This is a genomic window from Actinokineospora globicatena (genome assembly GCF_024171945.1).
Taxonomy (GTDB): Bacteria; Actinomycetota; Actinomycetes; order Mycobacteriales; family Pseudonocardiaceae; genus Actinokineospora; species Actinokineospora globicatena.
This window is the reverse complement of record NZ_JAMTCR010000004.1, coordinates 263820-281370: the sequence shown is the minus strand read 5'-3', so window position 1 is coordinate 281370 and position 17551 is coordinate 263820. Positions and strand designations below refer to the sequence as shown.

Sequence of the window (17551 nt, the reverse complement as noted above, 5' to 3'; positions counted from 1 at the left end):
CTTCCCAGGGTGTCGTAGGGGCCCCGCGCAAAACAACATGGACACCACACCCAGCACGCCGCCACAAAACCAAGCCCGCACCACCGACCAACAACACCGAAGCGTCACCCAGCAGCCACCACTAGCAACGCCTCACCACCACCGCTCAACTCACCGCACAGCCACGAGCATCACCGCACAGCCCGTCGCAGCGCCCCCGCCAGCTCCCCTCGATCCCCCACCCAAACCCCCGACAACCCCAACCACTCGGCCATAACCCCCAACTCCCCAGCCAACTCCCCCACAACCCGCGCCCGATCCCGCCCCTCCTCCAGATAAGCCCCCTGCACCCGCAACACCCCACCCACGCGATCAGCCTTCAGGTCGACCCGCGCCACCAACTCCCCGTCCAGCAGGAACGGGAACACGTAATACCCGTAGATCCGCTGCGGTTCCGGCACGTAGATCTCGATGCGATACCTGAACCCGAACAGCCGCTCCGCCCGGTCTCGCTCCCAGATCAGCGGGTCGAACGGGCACAGCAACGCGCGGCCGACCACGGCACGAGGTGTGCGAGCGTCAACGTGCCGATAAGCCGGATGACGCCACCCCTCCACCGCGACCGGCACCAGCAGCCCAGCGTCCACCAGCTCGGCGACAGCGCGTTGCGAGCGGGACGGCTCCAGCCGGTAGTAGTCGCGCAGGTCCTTTTCCGTGCCCACCCCGTGCGCTAAAGCGGCGCGGAGGGTCAGTTGGCGGGCGGCTTCGTCGTCCGGGATCGGTGGGGCGTCGAACACAGTGGCGGGGAGGGCGCGTTCGGGGAGGTCGTAGAGGCGTTGGAAGCCCTGGCGGGTGCCGGTGGTGAGTTGGCCCGTCGCGAACAGGGACTCGCAGATGTGCTTGATGTCGGAGCGGTTCCACCAGCCGCCCTTGGACTTGGGGGCCGGGCCGCCGAGGGTGGACTCGAGGGTGCCCGCGGAGACCGGGCCGAGGTCGGCGACGGTGGCGAGGACGTCGTCGAGCAGGCCGGGGGACGCGGCGGCGATGCGGGCGATGTGGCGGGCGTAGCGGGACTCGTAGCGCCGCATGCGCCAGTGGAACAGGGGCCAGTCCTCGACCGGGATCAGGCTGGCCTCGTGCGCCCAGTACTCGACCAGCAGCCGGGGACGGCGCGCGGTGTGCGCCCACGCGGCCTCGTCGACCAGGGACATCGGGTACGCGCCGAGGCGGGAGAACAGCGGCATGTAGTGCGCGCGGACCGCCACGTTGACCGAGTCGAGCTGCAGGAGCTGGACCCGGCTCAGCGCGCGGCGCAGGTGCTGGCGGGTCGGCGTGCCGGTGGGGCGGGCATCGGCGAACCCCTGGGCGGCGAGCGCGGTGCGGCGGGCGGCGGCCGCGCTCAACTGGACGGGGGTCATGGTGGTCATTCACGGCTCCTGGTGCGACGAGTCGCCCGATGCTCCCACCCGCCACCGACAATCCGGCGCCGGTGGGCATCCACTACGTTCTGCGCATGGCCGAAGCCGCCGTGCGCACCGCGGTCCCCGACGACGTCGCCGAGCTCGCCCGCATCCAGGTGAGCACCTGGCAGACCGGGTTCGCGGACCTGCTGCCCCCCGACGTACTGGCCGGGTTGGACGCCGACGCGGCCGCCGAGCAGTGGGCGCACGTGATCGAACAGGGTCCGGCAACCGTGCACGTCGCCACCGAGGGCCCCTGGGTGGTGGGGTTCTGCGTCGCCGGGCCGTCGCCGGAGTCGGAATCAGCCGCCGCCAACGACGTGCCGGTGCCGGACGCGCAGACCGTCGCGCTGGTCGGGACGCTGCTCGTCGAGCCGAGGTGGGGTCGGCGCGGGCACGCGGGCCGGTTGCTGGCCGCCGCCGGGGCCGCCGCGGCAGCCGCCGGGTCGACCAGGGGGATCTGCTGGGTGCCCGAGCGCAACAACTCGCTCGTCGGGTTCTTCCGGCGGGCCGGGTGGGCGCCCGACGGCGTGGTGCGGACCCTGGACGCGGGCGGGCAGCCGCTGCGCGAGGTGCGGGTGACCGGGCCGTTGACCCTGGACCTGATCTAGCCGGGGTCCGCCTTGCGATACTGGCCGGACGGCCCGGCTCGTCGAGGCGACCCCTGGCAGGCGGGCGAGGCAGCGGACGACCCGTGTCCGCGGGACACCACCGGGGGAACCGACCCATGCGCGCACCGGCGACACCCGAGATCACCGAACTGGCCACCTTCCTGCACACCACCACCGCACCCGCGACCACGCGCGACCTCGCCGACCGCTTCGGCGGCGCCAGGGCGCTGTGGGGCGAGTACCACCGCGGCGCCCGGATCGTGCCGTGGCACCTGCTGGAGCGGGTGGTCACCGAGAGCGTCGCGGACCGGCGGGCGCGGGTGCTCACCCTCGCCAGGGCCAAGCAGCTCTACGACTCCGCCGAGGCCTCCGCCGCCAGGGTCGAGCTCCTCGGCTGCCCAGCGGCCACACCGTCCGGACGCCGCGGTCTCGCCGTGGCGCTGCTGGCGACGGCCGTGGTGTCGATCACCGCGCTGGCCAACCGGGGAGCGGTCCGCCGCGTCCTGGGAGGGGACCGCGAGGACCTCGGGTAGCAGCGCGGGTGCGGGCCAGGGGTGCTGTGGACAACTTCGGCCGCCGGGACCGGATCCTCAGGTACCGTCGAACGGGTTTGTTGATGATGAGAGGGGGTGCTGCCGTGTTGCTGGGATGGCTCTGCGTGACGTTCGGGGTCGCTTTCAGCTCCGCGCTGGTGCCCCTGGTCAGCATCGAGCTGTTCGTGCTGGGGCTGGCCGCGCAGGAACCGCAGGTGCACTGGCTGGCGCTGGGCGCCGTGGTGGCCGTGGCGCAGATCCTGGGCAAGCTGCTGTTCTACTTCGCCGCCCGCGGGTCGATCCACTTACCGGCGTTCCTGCACCGCCGCCACGACCGTGAGCGGCCGCTGACCGCGCGCCGCGTGCGGTGGGAGGTGCGCACCAAGCGCCTGCGGGACTGGGTCGCCCAGATCCGCGAGCGCTGCGAACGCCACCCCGCGTGGCTCTACGGCACCTACAGCGTCAGCTCCGTGGTCGGCCTGCCGCCGTTCATGGCCATGGTGGTGCTCGCGGGCCTGGTCCGGATGCGCTTAGCCGCCTTCATCGGCGTCGGCCTGCTGGGCCGGTTCATCCGGTTCAGCGCCCTGGCCGCGTCACCAGCCCTGTTCGCGGGCTGGTTCCTGTAGCGACCCCGCTACTGCTTGCTACCGCGCACCACGAGGCTGTCCAACAACTGCTGGGTCGCCGCCGTCACCGCGTCCACCGCCGCCTCGAACGCCTCGGCGTTGTGCGGCGCCGGAGCGCGGAACCCGGAGATCTTGCGCACGTACTGCAAGGCCGCCGCCCGCACGTCGTCATCCCCGACCTCGTCGACGAACGGCGCCCGCAGAGTCTTGATGCTTCGACACATACCCCCATGATGCCCCGCCTGCCCGACAACCGCGACGCTCCACATCGGACCAGCGGCGGTGGGGACAGTGACAAGGGGATCGACGGCAGTGGACGGCACCCGGGGAAAGACCGGTGGGGATCGTGCGATCCGATCCCCACCGGTGCTCAGTCCTGCTCGGTGTCCTCGGTCTCGTAGGCGCAGCCGGGGGCGCCGACGTCGTGCAGCTCCCGGCGGCCGGGGATGGCCGAGTAGGCCGGGCACTGGCAGACCCCGGTGGAGTCCTCAACTTCGAAAGTGCTCACGATCCGCGTTCTCCGATCGGTGATGACCGGGACATCGTAGTGGCTGGCCCAGTGCCGGGTGATCAGTGGCGAACGCGGTACGCCACTTCGGTCTCCCAGTCGGCGAAGTCGGGGACCTCGGCCGGGTCGCTCAGGTAGGACTCGAAGCGGCCCGCCCAGACACCGTCGGTGACGTCGAACTCGACGCCGCTGGTCGCCGACCACTCGTCGAGCGCGGCGAAGGTCTCGCGGATGCGGTCCGGGTGCCCCTTGTGCAGCAGGACGGCGTACTGACCTGGGGGTTTGCTGCCCGCCGCCACTGTGTCGTCACCGGCGACCGGGGCGGGGACCGGGACGCCGACCTCCACGTCGATCACGTCGCCCGCGACCGAGTGGTACCGGTAGAACAGCGGGCCCGCCGGGGTGATGTCACGTTCGGTGAGCCAGCCGTAGACCGGGCCGATCAGCGCGTTGACCCGGCCCCACTCGGCCAGGGTGGCCTGGGTGCGGATCGACACGTAGGGCTGCTCGGGGCGGGTCTCGATGGTCGGTGGCATGCGGAGTCCTCTCTCTCGTCACCCGGGTATACGGAGTGGGGACCCGGAACTCATCGGTAGGTCGAACAACGGGAACAGCCGCGGGTCGAGATGGGTGTGCGTGGCCGTGATCAGGCCGCCCGCCGTCTCCACCAGGACGATCGCGAACGCCGACCCGTCCGGCGCGTACTGGGCCAGCGCGAGGTCGCCGTTGGCCCTGACCTGCCGCAACGTCGCCCCCTTGCACGGCGCTTCGGCGCGGGTGAGCACGGCGGCCAGGGTGTCTCGGCCGCGCAGCCACCAGGCGAACGGCGGCATGGTCATGGTCGCGTCCTCGTGCAGCAATGCCACCAGGGCGGGCACGTCGTGCGCGGTGAACGCCGCGCAGTACCGGTCGAGCAGCGCCTGGTCGACCTCGGCGGGCACCGGCGGCGCGGGGAACGCGGCCCTGGCCCGCTGCAGGGCGCTGGTCACCGACGCGACCGTCGTGCCCAGCAGGTCGGCGACCTCGGCGGCCCGCCAGCACAGCACGTCGCGCAGGACCAGCACGGCGCGCTGCCGGGGCGGCAGGTGCTGCAACGCGGCGACGAAGGCCAGCCGGACCGTGTGCCGGGCGACGGTGGCGTCAGCGGGGTCGAGGACCTTGTGGTCGGGCACCGGGTGCACCCAGGCCGTCTCCGGCAGCGGCTCCCCCAGCGGCGTTCCGGGCACGGCGGGTGAGCCCGCGGGGACCGCCCGGCGCTGCGGGCTGCGGCGCATGTCGAGGCAGATGTTGGTGGCGATGGCGTAGAGCCAGGTCCGCAGCGAGCCGCGCCGCTCGTCGAAGGTTCCCGACCAGGCGCGGGTGAACGCCTCTTGCACGGCGTCCTCGGCCTCGAAGCCGGACCCGAGCATGCGGTAGCAGTACCCGGTCAGCTCGACCCGGTGCCGCTCGAGGTCGTCCGGGCTCACAGCAGGGCCCGCACCAGCTCTTCGGGGTTGGCCAGCGCGGGCAGGTGACCGCCCGCGATCTCGACCGGGCTGATGCCGAGGCGCTCGCGCAGCAGCTCGCGCTGGAAGCCGATCGGGAACAGCCGGTCGCCGGAGCTGGCCACCGCCCTGGTCGGCACGTCCGGCCACCGCTCCAACGGCCACGGCTTCTCGAACGGCGTGCCCGACTGGTCCAGCGGGTCGTCCCACAGCTCCTCGGGGATGTCGTGCAGGAAGACCTCCACCGGGTCGAACTCGCGGTTCGGGTCCCGCCCGTGCGCCTCGTCGTTGGCCCGCATCGCCTCGGACGACCCGGAGGTGCGCCACCACTGGTCGCCGGTCTCCCCCGCCACCGGCACCATCGCGTTGACCAGCACGATCTGGTTCACCGGCACCCGCGTGGCCACGATCGGCGCGGTGAACCCGGCCATCGACTGGGCCACCACCACCAGGTCCCCGTACCCCCGCACGGCCGCGACCACCACATCGGCGTACTCGTCGAACCCCGCCGAGTCGTCCTCGCACGGCAGGTCCGGGGTGATCACGTCGTGCCCGTGCGCGCGCAACCCTGGCACCACCAACCGCCAGTGCCGCGAGTCGGACGCCGCACCGGGCAACAGCACGTAGGTCGACATGCGGGCCAGGCTAACCCGCCAGACCTACAAAACGGTCGACGCAAGGCCCTAGCAAGGAGATCGGCCACCACTGGCCGCAGCCATGCGCATCGAATCCCCAGCGGGCCCTGAACAGCTAGCTGGTGGGATCGGCAGCTGAGAGTTCCAGGGCCTTGCGCATGGAGTCGCGGGCTCGGCCTCGGTCGCCTGCTACGTCGTAGGCGATCGCGAGGCGGTACCAGGAGCGCCAGTCGTCGGGGGCGGCTTCGGTCTCGGCGCGGAACTGTTCGAAGAACTCGTCCGCCGCGGCCCGGTCCACGCGGCCCGAGGGCATGCGGGGCAGGTCGGAGGTGTCCGGGAGGCCTTCCTCGGCGGCCAGGCGGCGGCCGAGGGTCTGGGTGCGGACGCCGAACATCAGGGTGGACCAGACGACCCAGGCGCCGACCAGGGGGAGCAGGACCACGCCGACGCCGAGGCCGAGGGCGACCGGGGAGCCGTCGCGGAACAGGGCCACAGCGCGGCCGCCGAGCAGGACGAAGTAGACGACCAGCACGGCGGCCAGCAGCAGCGACACCGAACGCGCGGACATCACAGGTCCAGCAGGTTTTCCAGGCCGACGGTCAGGCCGGGGCGGGCCACGATCGCGCGGACCCCGTGCAGCACACCGGGCATGAAGGACTTGCGGTCCAACGAGTCGTGCCGGATGGTCAGCGTCTCGCCCTCGCCGCCGAAGAGGACCTCCTGGTGCGCGACCAGGCCGCCCAGCCGGACCGAGTGCACCCGGACCCCGTCGACCGGGGCGCCCCGCGCACCGTCCACTTCGGACGTGGTGGCGTCCGGCACCGGACCGAGCCCGGCGTCGGCGCGGGCCTGGCCGACCAGCCGCGCGGTGTGCGCCGCGGTGCCGGAGGGGGCGTCGGCCTTGCGGTTGTGGTGCAGCTCGATGATCTCGACGGTGTCGTAGTAGCGGGCCGCGAGCTGCGCGAACCGCATCGACAGCACGGCGCCGAGCGCGAAGTTCGGCGCGATCAGCACCCCGAGCTCAGGCTTGTCCGCCAGCCAGCCCCGCAGCGTGTCCAGCCGCGCGGTGTCGAACCCGGAAGTGCCGACGACGGCGTGGATGTCGTTGTCCACGCAGAACCGCAGGTTGTCCATCACCACGTCGGGGTGGGTGAAGTCGACCACGACCTTGGCGCCCGACGCCAAGACCTCAGCGACCCAGTCACCGGAGTCGACCTGGGCGACCAGCGCCAGATCAGCGGCACCCTCGACCGCGGCGCAGGCCTCGGCGCCCATCCGGCCCCGGGCGCCGAGCACGGCCACCGGGATCAGGTCGTCGGGAATGGCGCAGTTCGTCACGTGCTCACCTCGTGCAGTTGGACCGGGACGTCGTCGGTGTGGTCGTAGGGGCCGACGACAGCGGCGGCCAGCGGCCTGGTCAGCAGCTCGCGGGCCAGCAGGGCCACGTCCGCGGCGGTGACCGCGGCGTAGCGGTCCAGGGTCTGCTCGACGGTCAGGTAGTCGCCGTAGGCGAGCTCGCCCTTGCCGATGCGCGACATCCGGGAACTGGTGTCCTCCAGGCCGAGCACCAACCCGCCGCGCAGGTTGCCCTTGGCGCGGGCCACTTCCACGTCGGTCAGCCCGTCGCGGGCGACCTCGCGCAGCACCTCGCGGACCACCCCGGCGACCTCGCCGAGCCGGTCGGGCTGGCAGCCGGTGTAGATCGACAGGTGGCCGGTGTCGGCGTAGGCCGCGACCGACGAGTACACCTGGTAGGCCAGACCGCGCTTCTCCCGGACCTCTTGGAACAGCCGGGAACTCATGCCACCGCCGAGCGCGGCGTTGAGCACGCTCAGGGTGAACCGGCGCTCGTCGTGCCGGTCGAGCGCGCGCACGCCGAGCATCATGTGCGCCTGCTCGGTGTCGTCGGTGTGCAGCACCAAGCGCGGCGCGGACCCGAGCCGGGCCCGGCCCGCGCGCGGCGCCACCGGCGGCTTCTCGCCCGTCATGCGGTCGCGCAAAGCCTTGCGCACCAGGGTGAGCACCGACTTGTGGTTCACGTTGCCCGCCACCGCCAGCACCATCCGCGGCATCGTGTAGCGGCGGCGGTAGAACCCGTTGAGCGCGGTCCTGCTCATCGCCGTGATCGACTGCTCGGTGCCCAGCACCGGGCGGCCGAGCGGGTGGTCGGCCATCAGCGCGGTGCAGAACGCGTCGTGCAGCAGGTCCTCGGGGTCGTCGTCGCGCATGGCGATCTCCTCGAGCACCACCCCGCGCTCGGTCTCCACGTCGGCCTCGGCGCACACCGCGTCGAAGACCACGTCGGACACCAGGTCGATGGCCAGCGGCAGGTCCTCGTCGAGCACGTGCGCGTAGTAGCAGGTGTGCTCCTTGGCGGTGAACGCGTTGAGCTCACCGCCGACCGCGTCGATCTCCTCGGCGATCTGCGCGGCGCTGCGCCGCGCGGTCCCCTTGAACAGCAGGTGTTCCAGGTAGTGCGCGGCACCGGCGACCGAGCCGGGCTCGTCGCGGGAGCCGACCTGGACCCAGATGCCGACCGAGGCGGAGCGGACGCCGGGCACCCGCTCGGTGATCACGCGCAGGCCGCCGGGCAGCAGGGTGCGCCGGACCTCGGAGTCGCCGTCGCGCTCGAGCAGGACGGTGCTGCCCGGCTGCTGCAGGTGGCCGGAGACGGGCGAGCGGCGGGGTGCGGAACGGCCGCGAGCGCCAGAGGCGCCCGCGGCCGTCACCGGGGAACTGGGACTCACTGGGCGGGAGCCGCCTCGACCTCGGCCGACTCGACGACGCTGTCGGCGTCGGTGGTGCCCGCCGCGGCGTCCTCCTCGTTGACCAGCACGAGGCTGATCTTGCCGCGCTGGTCGATGTCGGCGATCTCCACGCGGAGCTTGTCGCCGACCTTGACCACGTCCTCGACCTTGTTGACGCGCTTGCCGTTGCCCAGCTTGGAGATGTGCACCAGGCCGTCCTTGCCCGGCAGCAGCGAGACGAAGGCGCCGAAGGCGGCGGTCTTGACGACCGTGCCCAGGAACCGCTCGCCGACCTTGGGCAGCTGCGGGTTGGCGATCGCGTTGATCAGGCCGATCGCGGCCTCGGCGGACGGGCCGTCCGCGGCACCGACGTAGATCGTGCCGTCGTCCTCGATGGAGATGTCGGCACCGGTCTGCTCGGTGATCGAGTTGATCATCTTGCCCTTCGGGCCGATGACCTCGCCGATCTTGTCGACCGGGATCTTCACCGAGGTCACCCGCGGCGAGTACGGGCTCATCTCGTCCGGGCCGTCGATGGCCTCGGCCATGACCTCCAGGATGGTGTAGCGCGCGTCGCGGGCCTGGCTCAGCGCCTGGGCCAGCACCTCCGACGGGATGCCGTCGAGCTTGGTGTCGAGCTGCAGCGCGGTCACGAACTCCTTGGTGCCCGCGACCTTGAAGTCCATGTCGCCGAAGGCGTCCTCGGCACCGAGGATGTCGGTCAGCGCGACGTAGCGGGTCTCGCCGTCGACCTCGTCGGAGACCAGGCCCATCGCGATGCCCGAGACCGGCGCCTTGAGCGGCACACCGGCGTTGAGCAGCGACATGGTGGACGCGCAGACCGAGCCCATCGAGGTGGAACCGTTGGAGCTCAACGCTTCCGAGACCTGGCGGATCGCGTAGGGGAACTCGTCGCGCTTGGGCAGCACCGGCGCCAGCGCCCGCTCGGCGAGCGCGCCGTGGCCGATCTCGCGCCGCTTGGGCGAGCCGACCCGGCCGGTCTCACCGGTGGAGAACGGCGGGAAGTTGTAGTGGTGCATGTAGCGCTTGTGCGTCTCGGGCGAGAGCGAGTCGATCTGCTGCTCGAGGCGCAGCATGTTCAGCGTGGTGACACCCAGGATCTGGGTCTCGCCGCGCTCGAACAGCGCCGAGCCGTGCGCCCGCGGGATGAGCGCGACCTCGGCGGACAGGCCGCGGATGTCGGTCAGGCCGCGGCCGTCGATGCGGACCTTGTCGCGCAGGATCCGCTGGCGGACCAGCTTCTTGTTCAGCGACCGGAACGCGGCGCCGACCTCCTTCTCGCGACCGTCGAACGCACCGCCCTCGACCGCGCCGACCTTCTCCAGCACCAGGGCCTTGACCTCGTCGATGCGCGACTCGCGCTCCTGCTTGTCGCCGATGGTCAGCGCGGCGGCGAGCTCGTCGCTCACCGCGGCCTCGACCGCGGTGAAGGCGTCGGGCTGGTAGGCCGGGAACGTCGGGTACGGGCGGGTGGCCTTGGCGGCCACCGACGCCAGCTGCGCCTGCGCGTCGCACAGCGCGCGGATGAACGGCTTGGCGGCCTCGAGACCCGCGGCGACGACCTCCTCGGTCGGCACCTGCGCGCCCTCGGCGATCAGGTCGGTGACGTTCTCGGTGGCCTCGGCCTCGACCATCATGATCGCGACGTCGTCACCGACGACGCGACCCGCGACGACCATGTCGAACACGGCGGTCTTGAGCTGGTCGTGGGTCGGGAAGGCGACCCACTGCTGGCCGATGAGCGCGACCCGCACGCCGCCGATCGGGCCGGAGAACGGCAGGCCCGCCAGCTGGGTGGAGGCGGAGGCGGCGTTGATGGCCACCACGTCGTAGAGGTCCTGCGGGTTGAGGCTCTGCACGGTGATCACGACCTGGATCTCGTTGCGCAGACCGTCCACGAAGGACGGGCGCAGCGGCCGGTCGATGAGCCTGCAGGTGAGCACCGCGTCGGTGGACGGGCGGCCCTCGCGGCGGAAGAACGCGCCGGGGATGCGACCCACGGCGTACATGCGCTCCTCGACGTCCACGGTGAGCGGGAAGAAGTCGAAGTGGTCCTTCGGCTGCTTGGAGGCGGTGGTCGCCGAGAGCAGCATGGTCTCCTCGTCGAGGTAGGCCACGACGCTGCCCGCCGCCTGGCGGGCCAACCGGCCGGTCTCGAAGCGGACGGTGCGCGTGCCGTAGGACCCGTTGTCGATGACGGCCGTGGTCTCGTGCACAGCGATGTCGGTCATGTAGGGATAACTCCTCGTCGTCAGGCCAGCGCACTACCCAGCACGGGGTCGCGGTTCATGACGAGGCCGGTCTTCGATCGAAGTCCCCGGAGCCCTCTTGGCTCGGCGGGAACCACTACCGAGGACCGGCGAACTGGTCCCGTGGCGCGCGGCGTGCTGCCTGTTGTGGTTCGCCCGCGCTGGTTGTGTGCCGCTACGGCACGCGCGGGTAGGGTTTTCGGTTGGGTTATGTACCCGGGGGGAGCGGCCTGGTGGCCACTCCCCCCGGGGTTCGAGCTATCGGCGCAGGCCGAGCCGCTGGATCAGCGACCGGTAGCGCTCGATGTCCACCTTGGTCAGGTAGTTCAGCAGCCGCCTGCGGCGACCGACCAGCAGCAGCAGTCCGCGCCGCGAGTGGTGGTCGTGCTTGTGCTGCTTGAGGTGCTCGGTGAGGTCCTTGATGCGCTTGGTCAGCAGCGCGATCTGGGCCTCGGGCGATCCGGTGTCCGAGTCGTGCACGCCGTACTCGGTGAGGATCGTCTTCTTCTGCTCGGTGGACAGAGCCACTCGTCAACTCCTCGGTGGTGCCTGTGCCGTGTGGGAGAGTCGGTAACAGCCGCCACGGACCGCAGCCGTACCCAAACGCCAAGGCTAGCACCCCGCCCCTGGCGCGTTCCTGCCGAGCAGGGGCACCGCGCCGAGCGGGGTGTGGGCGCCGTGGGCGCTGGCGTAGAGCGTCAACTCCCCGGGAGCCCACTGCGGGCCCTGGTATCCCCGCAGCTCAGCGGCCATCTCGGCGCCCTTGGTGGTCGGTGTCGACCAGCGCGCGACGGTCACGTGCGGGAGGTAGTCGGGGTGGCCGCCCTCGTGGAAGTCGGCCGCCTCGGCAAGGGTACGCAACTCCACCGGATCGGGGGTAGCGATTTTCACCAGGCACACCGCCGCGAAGGTGCCGGACCCGCTGATCCGCAGCCGGGGCGCCGGGAGCCCGGACACCCGTTCACCCAACCTGGCGAGGCGCCGGGCGGGGTCGTCGACGCCGTAGTAGCCGACGGTGACGTGCCACTGCTCGCGCGGCGTGGCGCGGAGGCCGTCGGGGGTGGGTGGCAGGTGCGCGGCCAGGTGGTCGGCGACCTCGTCGGGGAGCGGGAACGCGGAGAACAGCCTCGGTCGGTCGGGGACGGGAGGGCGCGGGGTCGGTCCGCTCACGTGCGCTTTCCGGCGCGGCGCAGCAGGTCGGCCAGGTCGGGGAAGCGGTCGTCGAGCATCCCGGCCGCCTCGGTGAGGTCCTCGGCGGAGGCCAGCCTGCGCAGCGCGAGGATGGCGCTGCGGCCGACGTCGACGGGCAGGTTGTCCCTGGTCACGGCGGGTTTGGAGGCGCGGACGTCGTCGAGCGCGCGCTGCAGGGCCTCCCGGCGGCCGGAGGCGACCTCGGGGGTGAGGATCTTGCGCTCGAGCATGATCAGCCGGGCCAGCACCGCGGGGTTGCCGATCTTGGCGCGGCGGCCGCTCATCACCTGGCTGAGCATCGGCGCGCTGATGCCGAGCACGTCGGCGAGGTTGGCCTGGGACACGTCGAAGGCCACCACCAACCTGCGCACCCGGTCGCCGAGCGGCTCCCCGTACCACTCGCGCTGCAACGCGATGTTGCGTTGGACGATCTTGTGGTCCTCCACCCGCCGCCTCTCCCCTAGTGTCCGGACCGGTCCCCCCTGACCTCGGGTGTATCTTGCCGGCCCAGCTGTTCGTTTCGTGGGATAACCACCAGGGTGACCGTCCGGGGCGGATGGTCAGGCGAGCAGCTCCCTGGTTCGGGCGACATCGCGGTGCATCTGCTCGACCAGGGCCTCGGTGCTGGCGAAGCGCTCCATCTGGCGCAGCCGCTCGACGAAGTCGACCGCGACCCGCTGGCCGTAGAAGTCTTCGTCGACGTCGAGCACGAAGGCCTCGACCCGGCGTTCGCGGCCGGAGAAGGTCGGGTTGGTGCCGACCGAGACCGCGGTGGTCAGCGGCGGCCGGTTGTGCCCGTTGAGCAGGGTGAACCGTCCCGCGTAGACCCCGTCGGCCGGGACCGCGGCGAAGCGCGGGGTGGACAGGTTGGCGGTCGGGAAGCCCAGCTCGTGGCCGCGCCCGTCGCCGCGCACCACGATGCCCTCGAGCCGGTGCGGCCGCCCGAGCGCGGTGGCCGCGGCGCGCACGTCGCCCGCGTCGATGCAGGAGCGGATGTAGGTGGAGGAGAACGCCAGCTCCCCCGCCGTCACCAGCTCGGCGCCCTCGGTGGTGAAGCCGAAGCGCTGGCCGAGGGTGGTCAGCAGCTCGACGGTGCCCGCGGCGCGGTTGCCGAAGGTGAAGTTCTCGCCGACCACGACGGCGGCGGCGTGCAGGCGCTCGACCAGGATCTCGTGCACGAACTCGTCCGGGGCCACCTTGGACAGCTCCGGGGTGAACGGCAGCACGCAGAACACGTCCACGCCCAGCTCCTCCACCAGCTCCGCCTTGCGGTGCAGGGTGGTCAGCTGGGCCGGGTGGCTGCCGGGGCGGACCACCTCGGAGGGGTGCGGGTCGAAGGTGAGCACCACGCTGGGCAGGTCCCGCTCGGTGGCGAGCGCGACCGCCCGGGAGATCAACTCCTGGTGGCCGCGGTGGACTCCGTCGAACACGCCGATGGTCGCCACACAGCGACCCCAGCCCCCGGGTAGGTCCGCCAGACCGCGCCAACGCTGCACGGTGCCGAGCCTAGTGGGTCGCCGCCGCCGCGGTCGGCACCAGGGCGGGGTGGTTCGGGTGTGACCGAACTCCCCGGTTCGGCGGGTGTGCGCGGTCACACGCTTAGCTAGGCTAATAATCGCGTCACCTCCCCCGATGGTCCCGGGTGGACGAGAGGAGCGGGCCGTTGCCAGCCACCGGGCGCCGGGCACTGCTGGTCTGGGCCGCCGCCGTCGCGGTGTACCTGCTCGCGGTGTTCCACCGGACATCGTTGGGCGTCGCCGGGCTGCAGGCCGCCGACCGCTTCGGCATCACCGCCGCCGAACTGGGCACCTTCACCGTGCTGCAGATCGGCGTCTACGCGGCGATGCAGGTACCGACCGGGCTGCTGGTCGACCGGTTCGGCCCGCGCCGGGTGCTGACCGCCGCCGCGTTGTGCATGGGCCTGGGCCAGGTCCTGTTCGCGATCGCCGCCTCGTACCCGCTGGCCCTGGTCGCCCGCGCCGTGCTGGGGCTGGGCGACGCGATGACGTTCGTGAGCGTGCTGCGGGTGGTCGCCGCGCACTACCCGCCGCGCAAGTACGCCGTGCTGTCGTCGGTCACCGCCGCGCTCGGGCAGGTGGGGAACCTGCTGGCGACCGTCCCGCTGACCTTCCTGCTGGCCAACGCGGGCTGGACCTCGACGTTCGCCATCGCGGGCGCGGCGACGGCGGCGTACTCGCTGGTGGTGCTGTTCCGGGTGCGCGACACCCCCGACGGCGAGCAGGAACCGCGGGCGGCGACGTCGCTGCGGGACGTGGTCGGCCAGGTCCGGGCGGCCTGGCGGGTCCCGGGGACGCGGCTGGGGTTCTGGGTGCACTTCTCGACGATGTTCAGCCCCGGGGTGCTCGGCCTGCTGTGGGGCTTCCCGTACCTGGTGCAGGCGCAGGGCCTGTCCCCCGCCGCCGCCGGGTCGGTGCTGAGCTTGCTGGTGATCGTGGCGATGGTCACCGGTCCGGTGATCGGGCAGGTGATGGGGCGGTGGCCGGAGAGCCGGGTGCCGATGGTCGCCGGGTTCCTGGCGGCGGCGATGGTGGTGTGGGCGGTGCTGCTCGGCTGGCCGGGCGGCGTGGTCCCGGCACCGGTGGCCGCCGTGGCGTTCGCGGTCCTCGCCGTCGGCGGCCCGCTCTCCGGCGTGGCGTTCGCCCTGGCCCGCGACTACAACCCCATCCACCGGGTCGGCACCGCGACGGGCGTGGTGAACGTGGGCGGCTTCACCGCGACGACCGTCACCGCGTTCGGCATCGGCCTGCTGATCGGCGGCGACACGGCCTCGGCGGGACCGTCGACGTTCCGCTTCGCGTTCCTGGCCGTGGCGGTCGTGCTGCTGCTCGGCTCGTGGCGCACCCTGGTGTGGTGGCGCCGCGCGCGGGCCGCCGTGTTCGCCGCCGAGACCAGGGGCGACGAGGTCCCGGTCCGCATCCGGCGCAGGCCGTGGGACATCCCGGCGGAACAGGAAGCGGCGGCCTCTTAAGATTGCCGCTCGTGTCCCAGCGTGCAGCAGTCCCCCCCGGCCTGATCGTCGTCGACAAGGCCCCCGGCATGACCTCCCACGACGTCGTGGCCCGGGTCCGCCGGATCATCGGCACCCGCAAGGTCGGCCACGCAGGCACCCTCGACCCGATGGCCACCGGCGTCCTGGTCCTGGGTGTGGAGCGCGCGACCAAGCTGCTCGGCCACCTGGCCCTGGACCGCAAGACCTACCTCGCCTCCATCCGCCTCGGCTCCGCCACCACCACCGACGACGCCGAGGGCGAGACCCTGACCACGGCCGACCCGACGGGCGTCACGGACGAGGCCATCACGGCGGGCATCGCGGACCTGACCGGCCCGATCCAGCAGGTGCCCAGCTCGGTGAGCGCGGTGAAGGTCGACGGGAAACGGGCGTACGCGCGGGTGCGGGCCGGGGAGGACGTCCAACTGGCCGCCCGACCGGTGACGGTGTTCCGGTTCGACCTCCTGGCCACCACGCGGACGGCCTCGACCGTGGAGCTGGACGTGATGGTGGACTGTTCATCCGGGACTTACGTGCGCGCGCTGGCCCGTGACCTCGGCGTGGCCCTCGGGGTCGGCGGGCACTTGGGCGCGCTCCGGCGGACAACGGTGGGACCGTTCGACCTGCGGGTGGCCCGGACCTTGGAGGCACTGGAGGAGTCACCAGGCCTGTCCCTGGACATGGCCGCCGCCGTAACCACCGCCTTCCCCCGCCGCGACCTCGACCGCGTAGAGGCGATCGCCCTGTCCCACGGCAAGCGCATCCCAGCGGCGGGAATCACGGGGACATACGGCATCTTCGACCCGGCTGGGACCGCGGTGGCACTGGGCGTGGACGAGGGCAACTCCGCCCGAGCCCTGGTGGCCTTGAACGTGTCTTGATCCACTCTGGTAGCGGTAGGTCATGACCTACTACCCGGACTTGTCGCCGTATCGGTACACGCCAACGACGGCAGGGGCAGAGCGCTTGAACGTGGGTTGGCTGGACGTGGGCGAGCCGTACCACCAGGGGCCGGTGGACCCGGCGCTCGTCCACGCCCTCTTGCGGCTGTCGATGTCGCACAGCGTGCGGCAGATGCGCGGGTACCACGGGTGCCCGTTCTGCGGGGTGCACACGCACCTACCGACCTCGTTCGAGGAAGGTTTCAACGGGACGGTCCACCTCGGCTCGGCCGAAATCCAAGTGACCAGCCGAGACGGCACCGTGTACGCCGCGCCGACCACAGTCGCGCACTACGTCGCCGAACACGGATACCAACCCCCACAGGCGTTCGTCGACGCCGTGCTCACCGCCTCGGCCAAGGTCGGCCCCTGGGGTACCCGGGTCCCGACCCCCCAACCTGACCTGTCCGAGGGCTTCGAAGATGACGATCCCGTCCGCTGGGTCGGCTGGCTCAACCCCGAACACGACTTCACCGGCGGCCCGGTCGACCACGACCTGCTCGCCGCCCTGCGCCAGCTCGACGCCACGCACAAGAACTGGACCTCCAGCCCCCGCGCCTGCCCCGTCTGCCACGAGTGGTACACATCGGACACCGACGACCGCCGCAGCGGCCAACTCATCATCCCCAGCGCGGACGAGATCCCCTACGCGGTCCCCACGATGATCGTCCACCTGGTCGAGGCCCACGGCTACCAACCCCCAGCGGAATTCGTAGCGGCAGTTTTCGCTGCCCTGGAATAGATCCGCGACCCGCTCGGATACGGTCGCGAGGCAAGATCGACTCCGCGAAGGGATGCCGTGGCCGTCTACCCGGACCTCAGCCCGTACGAGTACACCACCAGCGATCGGCTCGGCGGTGGGGCTCCCGCCGGGACGGTGAACGTGGGGTGGATCGGGGTCGAGCAGCCGTACACCCGGAGGCCCGCCAACGCGGAACTGGTGCACGCGCTTCTCCGGCTGTCGTTGACCCACGACGTGCGGCAGATGGGCGGGTATCACCGGTGTCCTTTCTGCGAGCACACCGGCCATTTCGTTGTCCCGTTCGCGGAGTCCCCGGTCGACATGTGCTACTTGGGCTCGGCCGAGATCCAGATCGAAGGTAGCGACGGGACGATCTACGCCGCACCGACCTTGATCGCGCACTACGTGGCCGACCACGAATACCGACCACCAGCGGACTTCGTGCGCGCCGCTCTCGCCGCTGCGGCAGAGGTGGGGCCGTGGGCAGCACTGGCTCCCCCGGGGCATCCTGACCTGTCTATCGGAACGGACTACGACGGACAGCAGTTCCTGCGGGTGGGCTGGTTGATCCCTGACCGCGACTTCCCCACCGGCCCCATCACCGACGACCTGCTCCCCACCCTGCGCCTGCTCCGCGAAACCCACGAAACCAGGCTGTCCCCCGGCTCCTACGCCTGCCCCATCTGCCACCACCGCACCGAACGCGACGGTCCACACGGCTCCGGCATGGCCGACCTCACAATCCCCAACCCGAACGGCACACCCTTCCGCGCACCCCGCATGATCATCCACTTCGTCTAGGCACACCGGTACC

At 71.7% G+C, this 17551-nt stretch carries 21 protein-coding genes; 7 read left to right on the top strand and 14 right to left on the bottom strand.

All coding sequences use genetic code 11. The features are described 5' to 3' along the window. Positions 1 to 170: 170 nt before the first annotated feature. Entirely contained in the window at positions 171 to 1406 is a 1236-nt protein-coding gene (locus tag LV79_RS20230; RefSeq protein WP_253839107.1) for a winged helix-turn-helix domain-containing protein, read from the bottom strand. An 86-nt stretch (positions 1407 to 1492) separates the two neighbouring features. On the opposite strand from LV79_RS20230, the gene LV79_RS20225 reads away from it, so the two are divergent. From LV79_RS20225 to LV79_RS20215, 3 genes are all read left to right on the top strand, one after another. Next, entirely contained in the window at positions 1493 to 2050 is a 558-nt protein-coding gene (locus LV79_RS20225; protein ID WP_253840366.1) for a GNAT family N-acetyltransferase, read from the top strand. Between the two features lie 116 nt (positions 2051 to 2166). Then, positions 2167 to 2583, top strand: coding sequence for a hypothetical protein (locus LV79_RS20220; RefSeq protein ID WP_253839105.1), 417 nt, complete (start codon positions 2167 to 2169; stop codon positions 2581 to 2583). Positions 2584 to 2690: 107 nt separating this feature from the next. Next, positions 2691 to 3209 (top strand): YqaA family protein, encoded by a 519-nt coding sequence (locus LV79_RS20215; protein WP_253840365.1) that lies wholly within the window; start codon positions 2691 to 2693, stop codon positions 3207 to 3209. A gap of 8 nt (positions 3210 to 3217) precedes the next feature. On the opposite strand, the gene LV79_RS20210 is transcribed toward LV79_RS20215, so the two are convergent. From LV79_RS20210 to LV79_RS20150, 13 genes are all read right to left on the bottom strand, one after another. Beyond that, positions 3218 to 3433 (bottom strand): DUF2277 domain-containing protein, encoded by a 216-nt coding sequence (locus LV79_RS20210; RefSeq protein ID WP_253839103.1) that lies wholly within the window; start codon positions 3431 to 3433, stop codon positions 3218 to 3220. A gap of 146 nt (positions 3434 to 3579) precedes the next feature. Further along, positions 3580 to 3717 (bottom strand): hypothetical protein, encoded by a 138-nt coding sequence (locus tag LV79_RS20205; RefSeq protein WP_253839101.1) that lies wholly within the window; start codon positions 3715 to 3717, stop codon positions 3580 to 3582. Between the two features lie 62 nt (positions 3718 to 3779). Next, positions 3780 to 4253, bottom strand: coding sequence for a GyrI-like domain-containing protein (locus tag LV79_RS20200; protein WP_253839099.1), 474 nt, complete (start codon positions 4251 to 4253; stop codon positions 3780 to 3782). An 18-nt stretch (positions 4254 to 4271) separates the two neighbouring features. Continuing rightward, positions 4272 to 5183, bottom strand: coding sequence for an RNA polymerase subunit sigma-70 (locus tag LV79_RS20195; RefSeq protein ID WP_253839097.1), 912 nt, complete (start codon positions 5181 to 5183; stop codon positions 4272 to 4274). Beyond that, entirely contained in the window at positions 5180 to 5836 is a 657-nt protein-coding gene (locus LV79_RS20190) for an alpha/beta fold hydrolase (RefSeq protein ID WP_253839096.1), read from the bottom strand. The genes LV79_RS20195 and LV79_RS20190 overlap by 4 nt, the downstream gene beginning before the upstream one ends. A 115-nt stretch (positions 5837 to 5951) precedes the next feature. After that, positions 5952 to 6404 (bottom strand): tetratricopeptide repeat protein, encoded by a 453-nt coding sequence (locus tag LV79_RS20185; protein WP_253839094.1) that lies wholly within the window; start codon positions 6402 to 6404, stop codon positions 5952 to 5954. Further along, complete coding sequence (gene dapB, locus LV79_RS20180) at positions 6404 to 7174, bottom strand: 4-hydroxy-tetrahydrodipicolinate reductase (RefSeq protein ID WP_285469927.1); 771 nt, start codon at positions 7172 to 7174, stop codon at positions 6404 to 6406. Before dapB ends, LV79_RS20185 begins: the two co-directional genes overlap by 1 nt. Further along, positions 7171 to 8565 (bottom strand): M16 family metallopeptidase, encoded by a 1395-nt coding sequence (locus LV79_RS20175; protein WP_253840363.1) that lies wholly within the window; start codon positions 8563 to 8565, stop codon positions 7171 to 7173. Before LV79_RS20175 ends, dapB begins: the two co-directional genes overlap by 4 nt. 14 nt (positions 8566 to 8579) lie before the next feature. After that, the gene (locus LV79_RS20170) at positions 8580 to 10835 is read right to left on the bottom strand and encodes a polyribonucleotide nucleotidyltransferase (RefSeq protein WP_253839092.1); all 2256 of its coding nucleotides are present in this window, start codon (positions 10833 to 10835) and stop codon (positions 8580 to 8582) included. A 276-nt stretch (positions 10836 to 11111) separates the two neighbouring features. Beyond that, the gene (gene rpsO, locus LV79_RS20165) at positions 11112 to 11381 is read right to left on the bottom strand and encodes a 30S ribosomal protein S15 (protein ID WP_092778728.1); all 270 of its coding nucleotides are present in this window, start codon (positions 11379 to 11381) and stop codon (positions 11112 to 11114) included. A gap of 84 nt (positions 11382 to 11465) precedes the next feature. Continuing rightward, positions 11466 to 12023, bottom strand: coding sequence for a 2'-5' RNA ligase family protein (locus LV79_RS20160; protein WP_253839090.1), 558 nt, complete (start codon positions 12021 to 12023; stop codon positions 11466 to 11468). Continuing rightward, positions 12020 to 12490 carry an XRE family transcriptional regulator gene (locus LV79_RS20155; protein WP_253839088.1) on the bottom strand — a complete coding sequence of 157 codons (471 nt, stop codon included), beginning with the start codon at positions 12488 to 12490 and terminating at the stop codon, positions 12020 to 12022. The genes LV79_RS20160 and LV79_RS20155 overlap by 4 nt, the downstream gene beginning before the upstream one ends. Positions 12491 to 12604: 114 nt before the next feature. Next, positions 12605 to 13540 carry a bifunctional riboflavin kinase/FAD synthetase gene (locus LV79_RS20150; protein ID WP_253839086.1) on the bottom strand — a complete coding sequence of 312 codons (936 nt, stop codon included), beginning with the start codon at positions 13538 to 13540 and terminating at the stop codon, positions 12605 to 12607. 167 nt (positions 13541 to 13707) lie between these two features. Here LV79_RS20150 and LV79_RS20145 point away from each other — a divergent pair, with 167 nt between their 5' ends. The 4 genes from LV79_RS20145 to LV79_RS20130 are packed head-to-tail and all read left to right on the top strand — an operon-like array spanning position 13708 to position 17538. Further along, positions 13708 to 15033, top strand: a complete 1326-nt coding sequence (locus LV79_RS20145) for an MFS transporter (RefSeq protein WP_253839078.1) — start codon at positions 13708 to 13710, stop codon at positions 15031 to 15033. Between the two features lie 2 nt (positions 15034 to 15035). Continuing rightward, on the top strand, positions 15036 to 15935 hold the full coding sequence (gene truB / locus LV79_RS20140; protein ID WP_285469928.1) for a tRNA pseudouridine(55) synthase TruB: 900 nt from the start codon (positions 15036 to 15038) through the stop codon (positions 15933 to 15935). Positions 15936 to 15957: 22 nt separating this feature from the next. After that, complete coding sequence (locus tag LV79_RS20135; protein WP_443612881.1) at positions 15958 to 16737, top strand: DUF7919 family protein; 780 nt, start codon at positions 15958 to 15960, stop codon at positions 16735 to 16737. A gap of 57 nt (positions 16738 to 16794) precedes the next feature. Then, the gene (locus LV79_RS20130) at positions 16795 to 17538 is read left to right on the top strand and encodes a DUF7919 family protein (protein WP_253839072.1); all 744 of its coding nucleotides are present in this window, start codon (positions 16795 to 16797) and stop codon (positions 17536 to 17538) included. The last annotated feature ends 13 nt before the right edge of the window (positions 17539 to 17551 follow it).